This is a genomic window from Brevundimonas sp. SPF441 (assembly GCF_009661015.1).
Taxonomy (GTDB): domain Bacteria; phylum Pseudomonadota; class Alphaproteobacteria; order Caulobacterales; family Caulobacteraceae; genus Brevundimonas; species Brevundimonas vesicularis.
In genome coordinates this window covers 31919-49133 of record NZ_WJWX01000027.1, presented here as the reverse complement: position 1 = coordinate 49133, position 17215 = coordinate 31919, and the positions used below count along the sequence as shown (strand labels likewise).

The window sequence follows — 17215 nt, the reverse complement described above, 5'->3', positions numbered from 1 at the left end:
GGCACTCGGGAAGCAGCGTCTGCTGCCGGCGGTCTGCACCCTGAACGAAGCGGCTCATACCCACCTCCTGAAGACCTCAGGAGGCTACCCTAATTCGCTCGAGCTGGAGGCGTTTTCACACAGCCTCAGTCAGTTGCGGACCTTAAGATCGGTGCGGGAAGCGGACGTCCAACCACCCTCGCCTGTAAAGTCCGGGCTCAATGGTCGGCGCACCACTTGGCCGCCGGCTTGGCAGACCGGCGGATGGGGGAGCCAGGCTTGATGGGCGCGCCGGCGGCGGGCTTTAAAGTAGTCTTGGCGGCCATCTTCGGCTTTGCCCCCGAGGAGGCCGTGGGCGCTTCATCGTCATCATCATCATCGACAATGAACTTGCCCGTCGTCGAGGTCCTCCGGATCGAACGCACCGATCTCATTGGCGCGGATCGCCAACGCTTGCCACTTGTTGTCGTGGACCTGCTTCGCGATGTGAGCGCGCTTGATGACGTAGTACGGGTTGAAGATGACCGCGTAGGACAGATCGCCCAAGGTCCACCCTTCTCGCCGATGAAACCGAGTTCGGCGAGCGAGACATGGAAGAAAATCGCCGTCGGCGACGCTGCGACGCTGGACCGCTCGGATCAACACGCTCACATTCTCACGTGTGGTCCTGATCCACCCTTGGGATCCAACCAAGGCACTGGTTCTGACTCAGCCGAAGGCCGTTCCTAGTCCATCAAGTTGAAGTGGCAGGGTTGACCGCTCCAAGGGTGCCATAGGTGGCGGCCATCCCAGTAGCTGACCCGCCCATCTTTGCTCTCCCGTTTGGCGCGCCAGACATTGTCCGACTGGAACGTAGTGATCGTAGACGGGTCGAGCTGAGGGATATGGCTACCGACCTGGCCGTAACCGTCGTGGGAGAAAACCTGCGTTGGCACGCCCATCAATAAGGCCGCATGCTTCGTCTCCTTCAGAAGCAAGGCGAACCAGTTGTCGGTGATGTTCCACCCGCCGGAAGCGTGGACGATAAGCCCTCGCGTCCCCCGGGCTGCGTCCAGAATGAGCTGCTCGACGCGGTCGCGGGCGACAAGGCTGGCCCGATCCGCGATCACCCCAGCTTGAGCGCCGGCGCACCATTTCACCACCTCCTCGGCGACCGCCAATTCCATAAAGCCGTCCGTTCGCGCCGCCCATCGCTGCGGTGCCGGCGCATAGTTAGACGTTGTCACGAACAGAGCCCTGTCTGCGCGGTCCAGCTGCGCGGCGCCGTACAGCGCTTGGACTTCAGGGAGCTTGACGGGCCGGTGAGTGCTGTACCGTTTCGCCTGGACGAAGGTCATCATGTCGCCCAACGGGGACCGCTGGATGATCCGGAGATCGACGCCCTCATCGCCGCGGCCGGGCCCAAGCACCGCTTCAAACCCTTGGTTCTGAAACAGTCGAAAAAGCAGGACCTCGAAGTCCCGCCACTCGAGACGTTGAAGGCGCTCCGGGTTGGCGGAAAAATGCTCGTAGAGCTCATGGTAGACGTCGGCGGTGTCGTCGGTGATCAGGCCGCAGACCCACTGCCAGTGAAAGTAGTCTTCCAACGCTGCCGCCAGCTCCAAGTCGGTCGGATAGAAGTGGATCGTTGATCCGTCGTTGTTTTCGTAATCGAACCCTAGCCCATTGATCATCTCGGAAAAGGACGGCTCGTGCCCTTCCGCGTCCTCCCCGCTCAGGACGCCGTAGAGATCGCCGCCGAGACACAACACCGTGGCGATGGGAGGACTTCCCGGCTCGCCACCGTTGTGGGCGAGGTGGCTCTTGCAGGAGCAGTCGAACCACAGGTCCCGCTCCACGGCCCATTGTTCGATGGCGTGTTCGAGCGAGCGGATGCGCAGCTCAAGCGCCTCGTCGGTCCATCGCTTCGGTGAAGACCCTGCCGCGCTCAAATCGCCAAGATCTCCGCGGCGTGCCCGTCGACGTCGAGGTGCGCCTTCAACGCGGCGGCCCGACTCTTCGGCACCGCGATGGCCAGAAGTCGTTCGGCGCGCGAAGCGGCGACATAGATTTTCCGAGCCTCTTCGACAGCGCCCGGATCGGTCGACGTTCCGCTCAGGACATCAAGGATACGGCCTGTAGTTCGCGCCGTCAGCACCACGCACACCGCGGGAAACTCCAGCCCCTTCACGGCGTGGATGGCCTTTGCGGGCAAAGCCGTCGGAGACACCTCGACCAAGACCGAGTCCAATTTCCCGTTCGATCGCAGACGTTGACCGATCGTCGACGATCCAACGAGGGTCGTTCCGATGAGGTCGCGAGCGCGCTTCAACCACGCATCAGCGCTTTCTCCCGGGCAGACCCGCAAGGCCTGACCCACGGCGATTATCTCGGGACGCCACCGGCCGTCGTCCGCGCCACTTGCTTTGACATGGTTGGTGTAGTCCCCGGCGTTGGCGATGAAGCCGCGAATCTGAAGAACGACCCGGTGCAAGCGGATCAGGGCTTCGCGGCGGTTGCCTGCCGCGAATGCGAAGTGGAAACCCATGACCGCTTCGGCAAGGAGCAACGTCTTGTCGTTGCCCGCGTCGGGTACAGCGCGACCGACAGCGTTCCCAGCGCTGGCCCAGGTCGCGGCGAGCACGGGTGCCTGCGCCGGCGGAATGTCCAGCCTTGCGGCTAAGGCCTGAAAGCGGGCCCCGATCGTGGCGGGCACGGCAGCGCCGCTGTAGGACAGGATTTGAACTGATGTGGTTTCAGTTTTGAACCTGCCCACGGCCTGGTCGCGAACACCGCGCGTCGCCGGCGGACGCAATTGCGAGATCGCTGCGCAGATAGACGGTGACGAGCGAAAGTTGCCGCTCATCGGAAGCCGGTCGTCACTGTTAAAAGTCGTCTCGAACTTGATCAGTTCATCGGTCAGACCGCCTCGAAAGGCGTAGATCGCTTGGTTAGGATCACAGACGACCTTGACCTTGATGCCCGCTTTCCGAAGCCAGTCGATGATCTCGAGGTCGGCCGGATTGCAGTCCTGGGCCTCGTCAACGACGATCTCTCGGAACCGGCCATTCAGCGCGGCGCCTAGGCGCGCCGCAAAGGCCGCGTTTGCAAGTCGTTCGGCGACGCAGTCCCTGACGTCCTCGAAATCGAGATGCCCCCGATCGCGGGCTAGGGCGATCGTGTCGCGCGCAACAGTCTCCCAGGCGCCAGGCCCGGCCTTCGAAGAGAAGCCCGTATCCAATGCCTTAGCTGGCACGAAGGCGCCGGTCGACCGATCGAAGTGCTTCAGCTTTAGGGCCTGAGCAGTGTCGAAGGGCTTGATCTCCCACTCAGATTTGTCCGGAACCAGCCGGGGTGGATGGCTGCATCCGTCGACCCCAAACGGTGTGATAAAAAACTGCCAGAGGAAGCGGTCGAATGTGCCGATGAAGCTCGGGAAGAGGGGTGAAAGCAAAACGCCGAAGGTGCGAAGCCTTCCCTCCAGTTCCTCTACAGCTGCGTTGGTGAATGAAAGGAATGCCACCCCGCGCCGGTCGGTCGTCGCGCTGAGCACGTGGCGCGCGCGCTCGACCATGGTGCGGGTTTTCCCTGCGCCAGGACAGGCACGCACGAAGGCATGCCCATCGTGCAGGATGATCGCTTTCTGCTCGTTCGTCGGCGCATAGGCGTTCGTCACGCCACGACCTCGCGGATCGTGTCGGCGATATACTTGGGCACGGCAAAGGTGTGCCCGTTCTCAGGGATTTTCTCGATCAGGTCTGCGAGCGTCTGGGCGAAGTCACCCTTCCGCGCATTCTTGAACAGTTTCTGGATTGCCTTGGCGCGCGCATCGCCTTCGAGCGCTGCGGCCTTGTCCCATTTCTTGCCGGACCGCTTGTGCAGGCTGACGTAGGCGTCGCGCAGGATCGCTCCGTTGCCTGCCTCTAGGAGCTCGCTCTCCAGTGAGTACCGGGACGTAATCGCCGACAGAATTCCTTCGGCGCCGTTTGTTTTGGCCAGAGCTTCCAACGCGCGCTTGCGACGCTCGCCCGGGATCAGTTGTTCGCCGTCGGCGCCCGGTTCGATCTCTTCGCCGTCGTCCTCCTCATCAGCGGCGTCGGCGTCTTCTTCGTCATCGTCGCCTTGGCCCACACCATGATCGCCGTCCGTCATGACTACGACCCTTTCCGCGATCCGCGCCTCATTGATCTGACGGGTCAGCAGGTTGACGTAGACGTGGCGGACCATGTCGTGGCAGCCCGGCTCTGGCAGGTTGCCCGGCTTTCCCGCCCATAGGCTTGGGCGATCTCCCAAGCCCCCGGCGTACTGAATCCCAAAGCGCGCTTCTGATAGCGAGGCGTCGGTGCTGGCGGTGATGAGGCGTCCTTGCTGGCCGACGCTCAGGTCACTGAAAGTCGCCTCGAGATCGAAGCCTTTGGTCGGGCTCTGGAACCGAACGTCGGTAGGCTCGCAGTAAATCTCGCGGCGACCGCCAAGCGGCTGGGTTACGAGCCGGATCGCATCGATCGCGTTGCTCTTGCCGCCGCTATTCTCTCCCACAAAGATCGTAAGATCCTTTTGGAGTTCGACTTCGCCCTCATCGAATGAGCGAAAATTCCGCAGCGCGACCGTCTTCAGATACATGGAATCTCCCCAGCGCAGAGATTGTCCGCTGGGTCGGTCGCCATTGCAACTTAGCGGCGATATGGGCTGGTGAGCATCGTTCAGTAAAGCGGTCGTAGGTGTCGATGCAGCGGACTAGATAGCGGACCTTGCCAACGGCGGCGATGAGTCACCACGAGCTCATGGAACTCGTGCATCGCTCAACTCAGTCAGACTATCGCGTACCTCGGTGACCGTGTCGTGCCGCCTGTCAGGTCTTCTGTGGCTTACACTCGTCTGGAACCGGCATTGGCCCGACCTGGCAGTCGGTTGGCCGACTGGTGTTCCACACCTTGATTAGGTCGCAGAAGTTCGCCTTCCACCACTTGCTGATGTTCCGGTCAAAGCGTTCGAGGCCCTTAATGTTCGGCAATCGTTTGCCGGTCGCCAAGTTGAAACTGGCGTTTTCACCGCCGAACTTGACGTGGAAGTGTGGCGGCGGGTGTTCGTCGGCATTTATCATCGCCACCATCTTGGCGTTGATCCGACCGACCTCCTCTTCGTTTAGTTGACGACGACCCTGGTCGTCGATGATCGGACCCGCGTCGAATGAATTTTTGAGTTTTTCGACCAGGTCCGCTGGAAGCTCGATTGAGATGGTCGCCATAGCCTGCCATATCGCGAATACACGGATACGTCAGCACGCATTTTGTCGTTTAAAAGGGCATTTCCTGTCCGTCGAGCGAATGCCCAGAGACGTCTTCATGCCCATGCTAAGCAAGTCGGAAGCCTCAGATAACATCGATCAGCTGGGCGATTTTCGGGACTACTGGCGAGACAGCGCCGAGTATCCCGAAGTGAACCGAGGTAACACGCGGGTCGAGTACCCGGTCCAGGTCGCCTATGAAAAGCCGCCAGGCTCCCGGCCGACGGTTTTCGAGACCACCTTCGTGACTTTCGTGGATGCCTCGCCGGACGAAGGACGCATCGAACTTGAAGAAACGGATCGGGTGTCCGTCAACCGCTACCACCTCGGCTATTCTCCGCGTTTTCAGACTTATGTCTTCGACCCCTCCGACGGCGCTCTTCTGATCTCCGGGATAGCAAAAGACGGAAAACCTTACCGCGTCGCCATATTGCCCACGATTTCGCCGCCGTAGATCGGCTTTCGAACGGGTGAAGTTCAAAAACTTCGTTGACCAGAAGCTGATCTATTTTGGGGGCGAGTGGACCGGCACCTTCACGAACGGGGACGTCGCCAACGGCAGCATTTGGTCAACAAACGCCCATTCATTACGATCCGACCGATCCCCGGATTTCGAAAGCCCGCTCGCCACATCCCGCCCGCAGCCATTGCTCGCACCGGTCGAGCACCTCGTCCTCCGGCAATCGGGTCCGTCCCCTGAGCGCGCACTCCCAGACAGTCCCCACTCGCCAGCCTTCATCCACGAGCCGGGAGACCGCCCGGTCATCGTTGGCCCGGTTGCGCGCGATCTTCGCCGCCCAGAAGTCGGGCCGGGTCCTCGGCAGCCGGAACAGATGACAGTCATGGCCATGCCAGAAACACCCGTGGGCGAACAGCACGGCCCGCCGCCCCGGGAACACGAGGTCAGGCGTTCCCGGCAGGCGCCGGTCATGAAGGCGAAAGCGGAGGCCGCGTCGGTGGAGCCCCCGACGCAGCATGATCTCGGGCTTCGTATCCGTGCTTCGTATGCCGGACATCATCCGGCTCCTGGTGGCCGGATCGACGATATCAGGCAACGGCGCGCTCGGGCTGCCGCCCGGCCGCGAGCGCCGCGAGAAGATGAGGCTCCATGTGTCTGGCGATGGCCTCGATGACCGGCACGACCACGGCGTTGCCGAACTGGCGATAGGCCTGGGTGTCAGATACCGGGATGCGAACCGGTTCCTGTCCGTCCCGGTCAAACCCCATGAGCCGCGCGCATTCCCGGGGCGTCAGGCGCCGGGGCCGGCGACCCTCGCCCTGCGAGATCAGGATCTCCGAACCATCCTTGTGGTACCGGGCGGACAGGGTCCGCGCGACCCGGGTCCCATCGACCAGGCCGAACCCGAACCCGTTACCCATGGCCCGGTGCTTCTCGGCATACCGCTGAAGGTAGTCCCAGAGGTTTTCCGTAAGCGTGTACTTGGCGGCCGCCCGGGCCCCCTCGCCTTCCGAATAGGGTTCCTCGGATTTCTCGCCCGGCAGGCCGTGCAGGATGCTGGCGAGTTTCGGACCAGCCGCCGGCACCGGCAGGTCGTCCAGCGTGAACGCCGTTGGATCGCGGAAGCCGACGATGAAGATCCGCTCCCGGTGCTGGGGCGTCCAGGCCTGACCGTCGAGCACCCGGCAGGAGATGTGGTAGCCAAGCCGGGATTCTAGGATCTCGCGGATCACCGCGAACGTCCGGCCCCGGTCATGGCTCAGGAGGTTCTTCACGTTCTCGAGCACGAAGGCCTGGGGCTGGTGATGGCCGATGATCCGCGCCACATCGAAGAACAGCGTGCCCTGGGCCTCGTCCGCGAACCCGTGGGCGCGGTTCAGGGAGTTCTTTTTCGACACGCCGGCGAGAGAGAACGGCTGGCAGGGGAATCCCGCCAGCAGGACGTCGAAGGCCGGAATCTCCTCTTCCCTGACCTGCCGGATGTCCCCGGCGATCGGGTGGGTGTCGTGAGGGAAGTTGGCGCGGTAGGTGATCTGGGAGAACCGGTCCCACTCGCTGGTGAAGACGCACTCGCCGCCGATGCTCTCGAAGCCCCGCCGCAGGCCGCCGATCCCCGCGAACAGGTCGATGAACCGGAACGCGGTTTCCCTCTCCGGGACCGGCGCCGCCGGACGCCATGAGGAAAGCACCCTCAGGACGGACCTGCGGGGCGCGCCGAGCCCCTTCTCCCAGCGCTGGATCGTCCTCTCGTCGTAGTCCAGCAGCCTGGCGGTCTCTGCGACGGAGAGGCCCGCTTTCAGGCGCAGTGTTTTGAAGTCCGACACGAATCATCCCCTAGGCCGATTTCCGACATGCTGTCGGATTGAAGCCCCGCGAACAAGGGATGAACAGCCGCTACCCTTTCCCGGCCTGTCCGGTCCGGACCGTGTTCCCGCTAGTGGCCGCTGCGGCCGCGAGCATGGCCCTGATGGCCGCGACGCTTGCGGGCGGGTCAGTCCGGTGGGCGATCCCGTGACAGTTGGGGCAGAGCGGCACGAGGTCGGTCAGCGGGTCCACGATGTAGCCCGCGCCCAGCTTCGAGACGGGCACGACGTGGTGGACGTGGATGAACCCCTCGCCGGCCGGACCATATTTGTCGCCAAGGTCGAGATCGCAGGCCTTGCACTGGCAGCCGTGCAGGGCGAGGCAGTTGGCGCGGTTCGTTCGGCTCCGCTCGTAACGGTTGACCTCCACCCTGACGCTCGCGCCCTCCGGAAGGCCTTCCGGAACGGACGTGGCGGCGTCGTCGAGGCGCTCGACCGGAACCAGAGAGAGCAGCAGTCCCGTGAAACGCACCGCCCAGGCTTCCACCTCGGCGTCGTTGTCCGGATGGTCTTCCGTGTTGACGACGGCCGGCGAGCGGCGAACCCTCAGGTCGAGCTGCCTCCACGTCTCAGGCCAGGAGGCATCGTCGCCGGCGGTCTGGACATCACCGTTCACGACGAGCGTGACGACGCCTCCACGGGAGCGGATGTCGTCCGCGAGCCGTCGAAACGCCAGCCGGGCCTCGGGACCGGCGCCGCCCATCTGCCCGATCAGAGGACCGGCGAAGGGCCCGGGGCGAAAGGAAAGCTCGATGCTCCGCCACGCGACCTCGAGAACGATGGAGAAGCCTTCGTTGCCGTGAACGTCCAGCGGCCGCAGCTCGACCCCGGGGTACCCTGCCGCAGGCGGTCGCGGGGCGCCCGCGAAGGCGACCCCGAACCGTGCGGACACCGCGCTGGCGATGCGGCCGGGATCAGCCCGCCACATCGTCCATCTCCGGCTCTGGGAGATCCTCGACCAGCTTCCTCAGGATCCTGGAGACCTCGTAGCGCATCTGCTCGAAGTGTTCGGCCGTGCTCTCGCTGATGGTGCTGAGCTCGGCGAGACAAAGGCCCCACAGCAGGGAGTCCATGCCCTGGACCGTCACGCCCTGCGCTAGGTTCGGGATGTAGACCTTGTTGTAATAAGGGTGCGACGTGTTGATCCGGACGGCCTTGTGTCCGTCGATGATGCCGGGCTCGAAAAGCGCGCCGTCGTCGAGCGAGTCGACCGTCTGGACGTGGACCTCCCCGGGTCGCTGCGCGGTTCCGAAGTTGATCTTGATCCGGAACGAGCCCTGGGCGTTGGTCAGCTCGGCGTCGCCGGTCTTGGGATCCGGCTCGCCGATCCTCGTGTTGTCCAGCGCGCCTTCTTTCGCGGCGATCGCCCGGTTCGAGGAATCGTGCGCGCCTTGGGCCTTCTTGGAGGCGTCCGCCTTGCGGCCCTGGCGGTACCGCTTGTTGGCCTCGCGACGGGGGGCGGTGAGGAACTGGTCGCGCAGGGCGATCCAGAGGTCCTCGTTGAGGGAGATCTGCGACTTCTTAAAGTCGATGTCGAAGACCTCGTCCAGCTCGTGCGTGAAGGAGAACTCGACCCTCAGGAGGGAGCCGTGGGGCTCCTTAGTGTACATGCCCAGCCAGGTCGCTTCTTGGATCAGCCGGTTCTCGCGGTAGATGTACATGCCCTGGGCCTCGTTCCCGAGACGGGACTTCTTGAAGGCCAGGTCGGACTCGAACTCCTCTTTCCGGGGCAGGATGTAAGCGCGGAAGATGAAGCGCGCCTTGCGGCCATCCGAGGTCTCGAGATCCACCGTCTGGTCCACCACCTTGTCCGAAACTGCCACGCAGAACGGATCCCAGGCGTGCACCTTCTCGTCGTTGATGCGAATCTCGACGTTTGGCGCCCGTCCGTCAGCCGGATCGAGGAATCGCTGGAAGACCATGCCGACATGTTCGCGGAGCGCCTTGACGGTCTTGTTGAGCGCGTTCTGGGCGGCGTTCCCTCCGGTCTGCTTGATCAGCCTGTCGACCCTCGTCCAGAGCACGACCGTCCCGGAATGGGCGGGTGCCGCCTGGTTGAGGTGATCGAGCGCCTCTTCGTCCACCTCGTCGGTGAGCTGCACGTTCCAGCCGTGCTTGGCCACATGGCCCAAGTCCCAGGTCGCCTGCAGCACGGGCCCGCCTGCGGAAGGACGCGAGACGACCGACAGTACACGCGAGAAAGCGGTCGATGCCGTCTTGAGGCCAAGTCCGAACTTCCCGAGACTCGACGGATCCGCACGCCGGCGGGACCCGTAGGTCATGGCGTTCAGGATGCCCTCTCTGTCCATGCCGTCGCCATTGTCGGCGATGGAGACCCGGATGTTGTCCCGCATGTCCATGACGACCTGCAGGTCGACATAGGTCGCCTTCGCCGCGATCGAGTTGTCGATGATGTCGGCAATCGCGGTGTTAAACTTGTAGCCCGTGTCGCGGAGCCCCTCGATCATCCGCTCGGGATCGGGAAGCGTCTCGATATTCTCAGTAGTCATCTTTCCTCCAGATGTGTCCTCAGGCGGACACGACCTTCCATCCGCCGCCAAGGCGCAGCACGCCGTCCTGCAACCCCGTGGCGCGGGCCCTCCTGAACGCGATTCGGCGGCCGCCCCCGTCGCTTTTCTCAAGGACAAGCTCGTCGCCGGCGACCAGTCCCGCCTCCCGGAAGTAGCCCGTCATGCCGGTCAGGCGAAACTCGTTGCGGGTCCCCCCGAAGAATTTTCCGTTGTAGTAGATGAAGGGAAAATCCCAGCGCCCGCCATGATCGTCGCGGAAGGTGAGCAGGTGCCGCGGATTCTTCACCTCGGCCGTCAGGAGCGGGAAGAAGCCGAGGATCTCGGGCTTCTTCGGAACGAGAATTCCGGCCTGGTGACCACCGGTCTCCCCGAGGTCATTCGGACTGAGTATCTTCGATACGGCCTGGGTCATGCTCCGCTCCCCCGTTCTAGAATCCGACCGGCGATATCCGCAGCGCGCGGGCGACATCCGCGCGATCGTTCTCCGTCCCCGCCACGCCGACCACGGCGGCTCCGGACAGGTCACGTTTCAGCTCGAGACGATCGTTGACCACTTCCTCGACCGTGGTCGCGAAATACAGCCGGTGTATGGTCACGGGGCGGGTCTGTCCCCGACGGTGGGCCCTCGCGGACGCCTGGTCCTCGATCGCGGGATTCCACTCCAGATTATAATGGACCACGTGCGTCGCCGCCGTGATGTTGAGCCCCGCGCCAGCCGCCCGAGGATTGAGGGCGAGAAGGGCCGGCCCGGCCTCGTCGCTGAACATGTCGACGGTCTTCTGCCGGTCCGGGACCGGCGTGTCGCCGTTGATCGCCGCCGCGTACGCACCATACCGCTCGCGCACGATCCGGACGATCAGCGCCGCCATTCGGTTGTATGACGTGAAGACCAGCATCTTCTGCCGACGCGCGAAGACCTCGTCGATGATCTCGACGAGACGCCGGGTCTTGGTGAAGGCCATCGCCTCGTCGAGCGACCAGTCTCCTTGTTCGATCAGCATCGGGTGCGCGCAGAACATCCGCAGTCGGCCCAGCGCGACGAGGTGACCGCTGGCGCCATACTCGGCGAGCGTTTCCTGCCGGACCTGTTCGTACCGGGCCGCTTCCGGCTCGGACAGACCGATGGCCTGCGGAATGGTGATCCGTTCGGGAAGATCGGTGGCGACGTCGGCCACCATCCGCCTGAGCATGATCGGCGACACCAGCGGCTCGAGGTCCGCGGCGCCCGCTTGGTCATTGACGAACCGGCTCTCGAAATCCTCGAGGTCGCCGAGGTAGCCCGGAATGGCGAAGTCCGTGAGCGACCACAGGTCCCGGACGCGGTTTTCGAGCGGCGTGCCCGTCACGGCGATCCCCGTGCGCCGCCGCAACGCCTTGATGGCCTGGGTCCGCTTGGTGTCGGGGTTCTTGATCGCCTGCGCCTCGTCGAGGACCACGATGCGCCAGTCGATCATGGCGAACATGCTCGAGTCCCGGACCACGGTCTCGTAGGAGGTGATCACGACATCCGCGTCGCAAAGGGTCCGGTAGTCTCCGGAACGGTCCGCGCCCTGATGCACGATTACCCGCAGCCCTTGGGCGAACTTGCCGATTTCCCGCCGCCAGTTCTCCAGAAGGGTCGTGGGAGCCACGATCATCGACGGCGCGGCGGCATCCCTCTCCGGCGAAGCAAGCAGCGCGATGACCTGGATCGTCTTGCCCAGCCCCATCTCGTCCGCGAGGATCGCGCCAAGTCCCTCCTGCCAGATGTAGGTCAGCCAACGCCAGCCGTCCCGCTGGTAGGGATAGAGGTTCCCGCGGAACGAAACGAGGGCCTCCTCCGTCCGCTGCTCGAGCTCCGCCGGCACCGGCGGCTTTCCCTCCCCGGTCCCGTCCTCGATCCAGTCCTCGGATCCGGCCATTTTCCGGAGCTCGAGGTACTGCCTGAGCGAAAGGGCGCGGCCCGGCTTCGCGCCCGTCCTGCCGAGCTGCTGGTTCACATGATCGAGGGCGCCGGTCGCGAGCGGATACCAGCGAGACCCGACGATCACCTGGTCGATGTCGCGCTGGCCGCCCCCAGGCAGATCGATCCTGTTTTCCCCGGCGACTGCCGACGGGACGGCATAAAGCGCCGCGCCGTCCGGGCCGTCGCCGTATCGCAGTGCCATGATCAGCCGCGCGGGGTATCGGGAGAACGAGATCCCGCCTGTCTTCCCGGGCGCGCAGGCGCGGCCGCGGAAGGTTTCGCCGCCACCGAAAACGAGATCGTAGACCTCGTTCGCCGTCGGCGTCAGCGCCTCGCCATCGAGCTCCAGCCGGAGCACGCCCCCATCCACCGACCACGAGCCTGTTTCTCGCCCCGCCTCCGTCAAAGCTTCACCATGCGCACGCCGGTCGATCCCAGTTTCAGGGTCTGGACGACAGCTCCGGCGGCCGCGGGGTCACCCCCCTGCATGGGAAGCTCGACGCCTTCCGCCTTCAGCCTGTCGAGAACCTGGCGAAGCGCGCTGCGCTCGCCTGGCGCGAGAAGGATGTCGCCCGACGCAAGCTTCCGAAGTGCCTGATCGGCCCTCGGCGTCGCGAGCCTGGCTCGCCGGGCCAGTTCGCCGATCGCGTGGGCGTGCGGAACCATGGCCGGCAGCCCGGCTTCGAAATCGAGCTCGACATCCAGCCTTCGCGACTGCACCGCGTCCTTGCGGTCCTGCCGCGCCTGGTCGGCGTCGAGATAGATGAGGTCCGGGACCTCCAGCCCATTGATCGCCAGACCCGATACCGACGCCCAGCATGCCTGGTGCTTGGTGTACTCGCCGATGTTGCGGACGCTCTCGGGCGCGCACCGCAGCCTCGCGGCGATCGCCGGCGCGGCTGCGCGGATGACGTCACGCAGTTCGTCCGGAACGTCCTGAGCCCGCCAGACGGACTGCAGGTCCAGACCCGCCTTCCCGCGCAGACGCCCCTGGTGCACGATCCATGCGAGGGTGTAGGCGACGGTCTGTGACTTCCAAGCCCGGTCGGCCCGGTACCAGTCCGACGTTCCCACCATCTGGTCAGTCCACCGCGCGATCACCGCCTTGGCGGCCACGTCACGGTACCATGCGTCATTGAACCTGAGCGGCGAGGCCTCCCATTCCCGCGAGATGAACTCGGCGAACGCCAGAAAGCACTTTTGCGATCCGGCGCTGACGGTATGGGGACGACAGTCGAACGTGAACTCGAGCCGCGCGAGCGTGGTCTTGTCGATCAGCTGCGTCTTGGGAAACTCCGCCTCGAATTTCGCCCGTCCCGCTGCCGAGGCGCCCGAAGTCGCTTCCCGGTATTGGCCCCGCGCACGTTCATAGAACCACTTCGCTCCGGAGACGTGGCCGGGGCGTGGCGGAGCGATCAGTCTGCGCGAGATCTGCTCGAGTGCGAGATGGAGAGGATGGCTTGAGAAGAAGTCGGCCTCGCTGATCCGGTTCTGGGTATTGGCGAAGCGGGAAATCCGCGGAACGACCTCGTCGATCCGGTCCTCGTCGACGATCGTCAGCTTCATCTGGATGTAGACACCGGAAAGGTCGGCTCCGTGGCGGTCCCTCGCGGTGAGGACGCAGGCCGTGGTCTGGCCGCCGTTCACGATCTGCAGTCCCCGTATGCGGGTCACCAGTTCCGCGCCGCCCTCGGCCTTGCGCGTGGTCATGCCCGCCGCCGTGGCCGTCAGGCCATTGTTGAACGCGAAGAACATCTCGGGAGCCTCGCGGATCGTCCGGATGATACCCTTGTTCACCTTGGTCTTGGCCTGCAGGAAAGTCCGTACGTTCTGCTCGAGCAGCCTCGGTCCATAGAGGCCATAGATGGCGGCGAGCGTCTCACCCGGCATCGCGGCGAGATAGGAGGCATACCGGCCGTTTCCGGTGGAGGCCGGAAGGCAGACGAGCGGCGGCGCATCCAGCGCCTCGAGATCGATCTCGACAGGCTCTCCGCCCGAGCGCGATCCCATGATGCTGGCGTAGCGGCTGAAATCCAGAATGTTGTAAACGACCGGAATGCCGGCCATCTCTCCGGCCGCTTCAGGAGGCTTCGCGGTGGCCAGCCTGGCGTTGGTGAAGATCACCGCCCGGACACGCCGGATCATCTGCAGCTGGGTCCAGACCGAGTAATAGGCATCGAAGCCCTCGGTTTCCGGCGACAGCGTCGCCATGACGGCCGGGTCTGTCGCCTGCTCGACGAAGCGGACCAGCCTGTCTTTGATTTTCTCGAGCTTCGCCGCGTGAAGGGGCTGTAGGGCGTCCGCGACGTGGAAATCGCAGATACCGACGTAGAGCACGCCGCGTTCTGGATCGACGGCGACGCCGTCGATCCGCGCGCCACCACGCCCACCCTGGCTCGAGGGACAATAGTCGAGGTCGATGCAGTCGCCGTTCTCGACAGCGGCCGCCATGTAGGCCTCGAAGAACACGGCTTCCAGCGGCTCGCCCGACTCTCCCGCCCGGGCGACGATGTCATTGCAGAATTCGTCGTAGGTGGCTTCCAGCCTGTCCATCGATCCTCCGCCAGCCGCGAACGTACTAAATCCGCCATGCGTCAGATTCGGTCGCAAGCTTATAGCCCGGCTGGCACGCTAGCGCACGCAACCTCGGCGCGCGAGCCCTTACTCGCCGCCAAGCGCTTCTCCGCGCGGGAAAACTTCAGGAAACAGACCTCGTGATTTCCCTGTGGCACGCTGGGCCAACAATGAACGGTCCGCCACCCCTTGCGAGGGAGAAGTTGGCACACCCGCTTCGCGCCCTAAAAAAGCGAGATTCTTTCCGTTCTCAAGCGACGGCGAACCGTCCTGAGCTGCGGGCAGTGTTCCACACCAGTGGCGTCCCACGCGATCGCACCGACCCGAAAGCAGACATCCTAGATCGCCGCTATGAGTCAGGAAGAGACTCTAATCTTAGTTCGGCGACATTATCCGCACTGGCACACGACTGTCGTCGCGTGAGCAAAATATGCCTATCGCCCCACTTATGTAAAAAGGTCGGCTGCTGAACATTGCAGGCCGGCGGCCAACGCAAACACCGCCTTGATCCCGACGTTTCGCTCCCCGCGCTCGATTCCGCCGATGTAATTGCGATGCAGGCCCGCTCGGTCGGCCAATTCCTCTTGGCTTAGCCCCAGCGCAGTGCGCCGCCGCCGCACGGCCCGGCCAAACCTCAGCAGATCAGGGTCAACTTCCACCTGATGGACTTGCGGTGGACGCAGATCCTTCTCTACACACTATCAGTGTGATTTTGAGGACGACCCGAATGACCGGCTTTGCCGACATCTCTGAGATGAGCCCCCAGCTTCAGCTGATGATCGGGACTGGATCGCACCTCGATCCTGCCGAACTCGATCCGCTGATCATGCTCGCGTCGCTTACGGTTATTCAGAACGCGGCCCGTGCCGGCCTGGATGACGACGCCTTAACGACGCTTTCGCTGCTGCTGATGACCTGGGCGCGTCAGCTGAGGGACAACCCCGACTATGGAGGGTTGGTGAAGACGACCGCCGAGGATTTGGCTGATCTCTCAGGCTGGTCCGTTGATCGAGTTCTGACAGCCTTGCAGGCGCTAGCGCCGCATATCCTGATTGATGACCTCACGCTGTTCGTCGAAGGGGATTTAGAGATTGGCTTGGCGCCCCTGCTGCATCATGACGGCGTTGACTGCGGCGATCTGTTGGTCCGGTATTGGACGGCTCACTACGTGATGAGAATGGGTCCCAAGCTCGAGGCTGCTGAGGAGACCGTCGCGGAGGGATTGGCACGAGCGAGGGACGTTGTTGGCGCCGCTGAGCGGTTGGTGAAGCTTAAGGCTCGTTGGGATGCCTATAGAGCTCAGCGAGACGGTTTTGCTCACTACACGGTGTACGGCGCCGGCGCAGACCTGGCCGCTTTCGTGGATGACGTCTCGACGCTAGAGGGATTGCACGACGCAGTGGTTGGTCTGACCGACCCCGCCAATCATGGGCCGCTGACCTTTGCTCAGGAATGCGGCCTTCTTGCGTGTACCAAGCTTCAGGCTCTCGCGATCAGTGCGGCAGAGCTGCCGCTGAACCCCGTCGAGACGAAGGGCGTTCGGCACTGAAAAGCAGGCATTCGGACGTGTGCTCTGGTCGCCGTGCCGCCCCACAGCTTCGGTCACAGGACATGCTACCTTATATGAGAGCCACAGACTTCGCTGGGAGACGCCTGATGATGGATGTTCTTGTATTCATGGCCGGTGGGGTCACCGCAGTGTTCATAGCCTGGTTGGTCCAACCCATTTTCGGAGGACTCATCGAAGGCATGAATGGCGGGACGAGCCGGCGTAAAAGCAAGTCCGAATAGCAGCTGACTCCGCGTGTCGGTCGATGTGTCGGCCGCGCGTTCCTCCGTCCCGGTGTATGTGCACGCCTCGTCGCGGTAGCCCTGCGCCTCCTGAACGAGCGCAGCCGGATCGACGCGAGAGACTTAGGTCAAGAGGACGTGCTTGGCTCGTCATGATCGCCGGCGCGGGCCTCTCGATCACACAGCGCTCGCACAATTTTGGAGATTACGGTCTTGATGGCGAGGACCGCCACAATGGTGAACGAGAACACCAAAGCCATTTGCAAAAAGTTCATCTGAAAGGCTTGCAGCTCAGCGTCGCTCATCGTCGTTCTCCTAGCTTGTTGCGCATCCAAATCTTCCATCTCGAGCGCCATATTAAACACAGCCTAGGGGGCGATAGGCCTGCGTTCGAGGCCATGAATCCCGACAACAAAAATGCCTGACCCCAGTTGGGGGCCATTAGGAATATCATCCTGTGGAGGATGATGCACACATTACGCACACCTGCGGCCTATCTAAGTATCTGTTTTAAAGAGACAAAACTCGGGCGCAGCCGACACCAATGCGGTGCCAACACCGTCGTGTTTCTGTCGTATTCCGAATACCTCTGGAAAAGCATGTGATTGGCCAGCGCCAACTTGGCGCCAACTTCGCTGCTGATCACGGTGTTAGAAGCGCGTGAAAAACGACGGAAGGTGGCCCAGCTCGGGCTTTGGCGAGACCTCTTTCAAGTCCGTTCCCACCAGCGGGGGCGTCGGGTCCGCACGCATACCCTCCCCGTCATGCTCCGAACTTCCCGGCACGGTATGATTGGGCGCCTCGGCC

At 63.5% G+C, this 17215-nt stretch carries 16 protein-coding genes; 2 read left to right on the top strand and 14 right to left on the bottom strand.

Going from position 1 to position 17215, the window contains the following annotated elements; all coding sequences use genetic code 11:
• Positions 1-354: 354 nt before the first annotated feature.
• From GGC30_RS13905 to GGC30_RS13885, 5 genes are all read right to left on the bottom strand, one after another.
• Complete coding sequence (locus GGC30_RS13905) at positions 355-525, bottom strand: hypothetical protein (protein WP_153925404.1); 171 nt, start codon at positions 523-525, stop codon at positions 355-357.
• Between the two features lie 179 nt (positions 526-704).
• Positions 705-1910 (bottom strand): restriction endonuclease, encoded by a 1206-nt coding sequence (locus GGC30_RS13900; protein WP_153925401.1) that lies wholly within the window; start codon positions 1908-1910, stop codon positions 705-707.
• Positions 1907-3634, bottom strand: coding sequence for a UvrD-helicase domain-containing protein (locus GGC30_RS16785; RefSeq protein WP_370452004.1), 1728 nt, complete (start codon positions 3632-3634; stop codon positions 1907-1909). The genes GGC30_RS13900 and GGC30_RS16785 overlap by 4 nt, the downstream gene beginning before the upstream one ends.
• Positions 3631-4581, bottom strand: coding sequence for an AAA family ATPase (locus tag GGC30_RS13890; RefSeq protein WP_153925398.1), 951 nt, complete (start codon positions 4579-4581; stop codon positions 3631-3633). The genes GGC30_RS16785 and GGC30_RS13890 overlap by 4 nt, the downstream gene beginning before the upstream one ends.
• Before the next feature lie 229 nt (positions 4582-4810).
• A complete protein-coding gene (locus GGC30_RS13885) occupies positions 4811-5206 on the bottom strand; it encodes a DUF4160 domain-containing protein (RefSeq protein ID WP_153925395.1) in 396 nt (131 codons plus the stop codon).
• Between GGC30_RS13885 and GGC30_RS13880 the strand changes: the two genes are divergently transcribed.
• Entirely contained in the window at positions 5196-5699 is a 504-nt protein-coding gene (locus GGC30_RS13880) for a hypothetical protein (RefSeq protein ID WP_153925392.1), read from the top strand. The genes GGC30_RS13885 and GGC30_RS13880 overlap by 11 nt on opposite strands.
• 133 nt (positions 5700-5832) lie before the next feature.
• On the opposite strand, the gene GGC30_RS13875 is transcribed toward GGC30_RS13880, so the two are convergent.
• The 8 genes from GGC30_RS13875 to GGC30_RS13840 form a co-directional block, all read right to left on the bottom strand.
• The gene (locus GGC30_RS13875; protein WP_153925389.1) at positions 5833-6300 is read right to left on the bottom strand and encodes a very short patch repair endonuclease; all 468 of its coding nucleotides are present in this window, start codon (positions 6298-6300) and stop codon (positions 5833-5835) included.
• Positions 6293-7528: a DNA (cytosine-5-)-methyltransferase gene (dcm, locus tag GGC30_RS13870; RefSeq protein WP_370452003.1), complete on the bottom strand. Its 1236-nt coding sequence runs from the start codon at positions 7526-7528 to the stop codon at positions 6293-6295. The genes GGC30_RS13875 and dcm overlap by 8 nt, the downstream gene beginning before the upstream one ends.
• A 70-nt stretch (positions 7529-7598) precedes the next feature.
• Positions 7599-8495, bottom strand: a complete 897-nt coding sequence (locus GGC30_RS13865) for an HNH endonuclease (protein ID WP_153925386.1) — start codon at positions 8493-8495, stop codon at positions 7599-7601.
• Positions 8482-10077, bottom strand: a complete 1596-nt coding sequence (locus GGC30_RS13860; protein ID WP_153925383.1) for an ATP-binding protein — start codon at positions 10075-10077, stop codon at positions 8482-8484. Before GGC30_RS13860 ends, GGC30_RS13865 begins: the two co-directional genes overlap by 14 nt.
• A gap of 19 nt (positions 10078-10096) precedes the next feature.
• Positions 10097-10510 (bottom strand): EcoRII N-terminal effector-binding domain-containing protein, encoded by a 414-nt coding sequence (locus GGC30_RS13855; RefSeq protein WP_153925380.1) that lies wholly within the window; start codon positions 10508-10510, stop codon positions 10097-10099.
• Positions 10511-10526: 16 nt separating this feature from the next.
• A complete protein-coding gene (locus tag GGC30_RS13850; protein ID WP_153925377.1) occupies positions 10527-12401 on the bottom strand; it encodes a DEAD/DEAH box helicase in 1875 nt (624 codons plus the stop codon).
• 44 nt (positions 12402-12445) lie between these two features.
• Positions 12446-14596 carry an AIPR family protein gene (locus tag GGC30_RS13845; RefSeq protein ID WP_153925374.1) on the bottom strand — a complete coding sequence of 717 codons (2151 nt, stop codon included), beginning with the start codon at positions 14594-14596 and terminating at the stop codon, positions 12446-12448.
• A gap of 467 nt (positions 14597-15063) precedes the next feature.
• The gene (locus GGC30_RS13840) at positions 15064-15276 is read right to left on the bottom strand and encodes a helix-turn-helix domain-containing protein (RefSeq protein WP_295184275.1); all 213 of its coding nucleotides are present in this window, start codon (positions 15274-15276) and stop codon (positions 15064-15066) included.
• A gap of 68 nt (positions 15277-15344) precedes the next feature.
• Between GGC30_RS13840 and GGC30_RS13835 the strand changes: the two genes are divergently transcribed.
• Positions 15345-16166 (top strand): hypothetical protein, encoded by an 822-nt coding sequence (locus tag GGC30_RS13835; protein ID WP_153925372.1) that lies wholly within the window; start codon positions 15345-15347, stop codon positions 16164-16166.
• A 370-nt stretch (positions 16167-16536) separates the two neighbouring features.
• On the opposite strand, the gene GGC30_RS13830 is transcribed toward GGC30_RS13835, so the two are convergent.
• Complete coding sequence (locus GGC30_RS13830) at positions 16537-16713, bottom strand: hypothetical protein (RefSeq protein ID WP_153925370.1); 177 nt, start codon at positions 16711-16713, stop codon at positions 16537-16539.
• Positions 16714-17215: the final 502 nt, after the last annotated feature.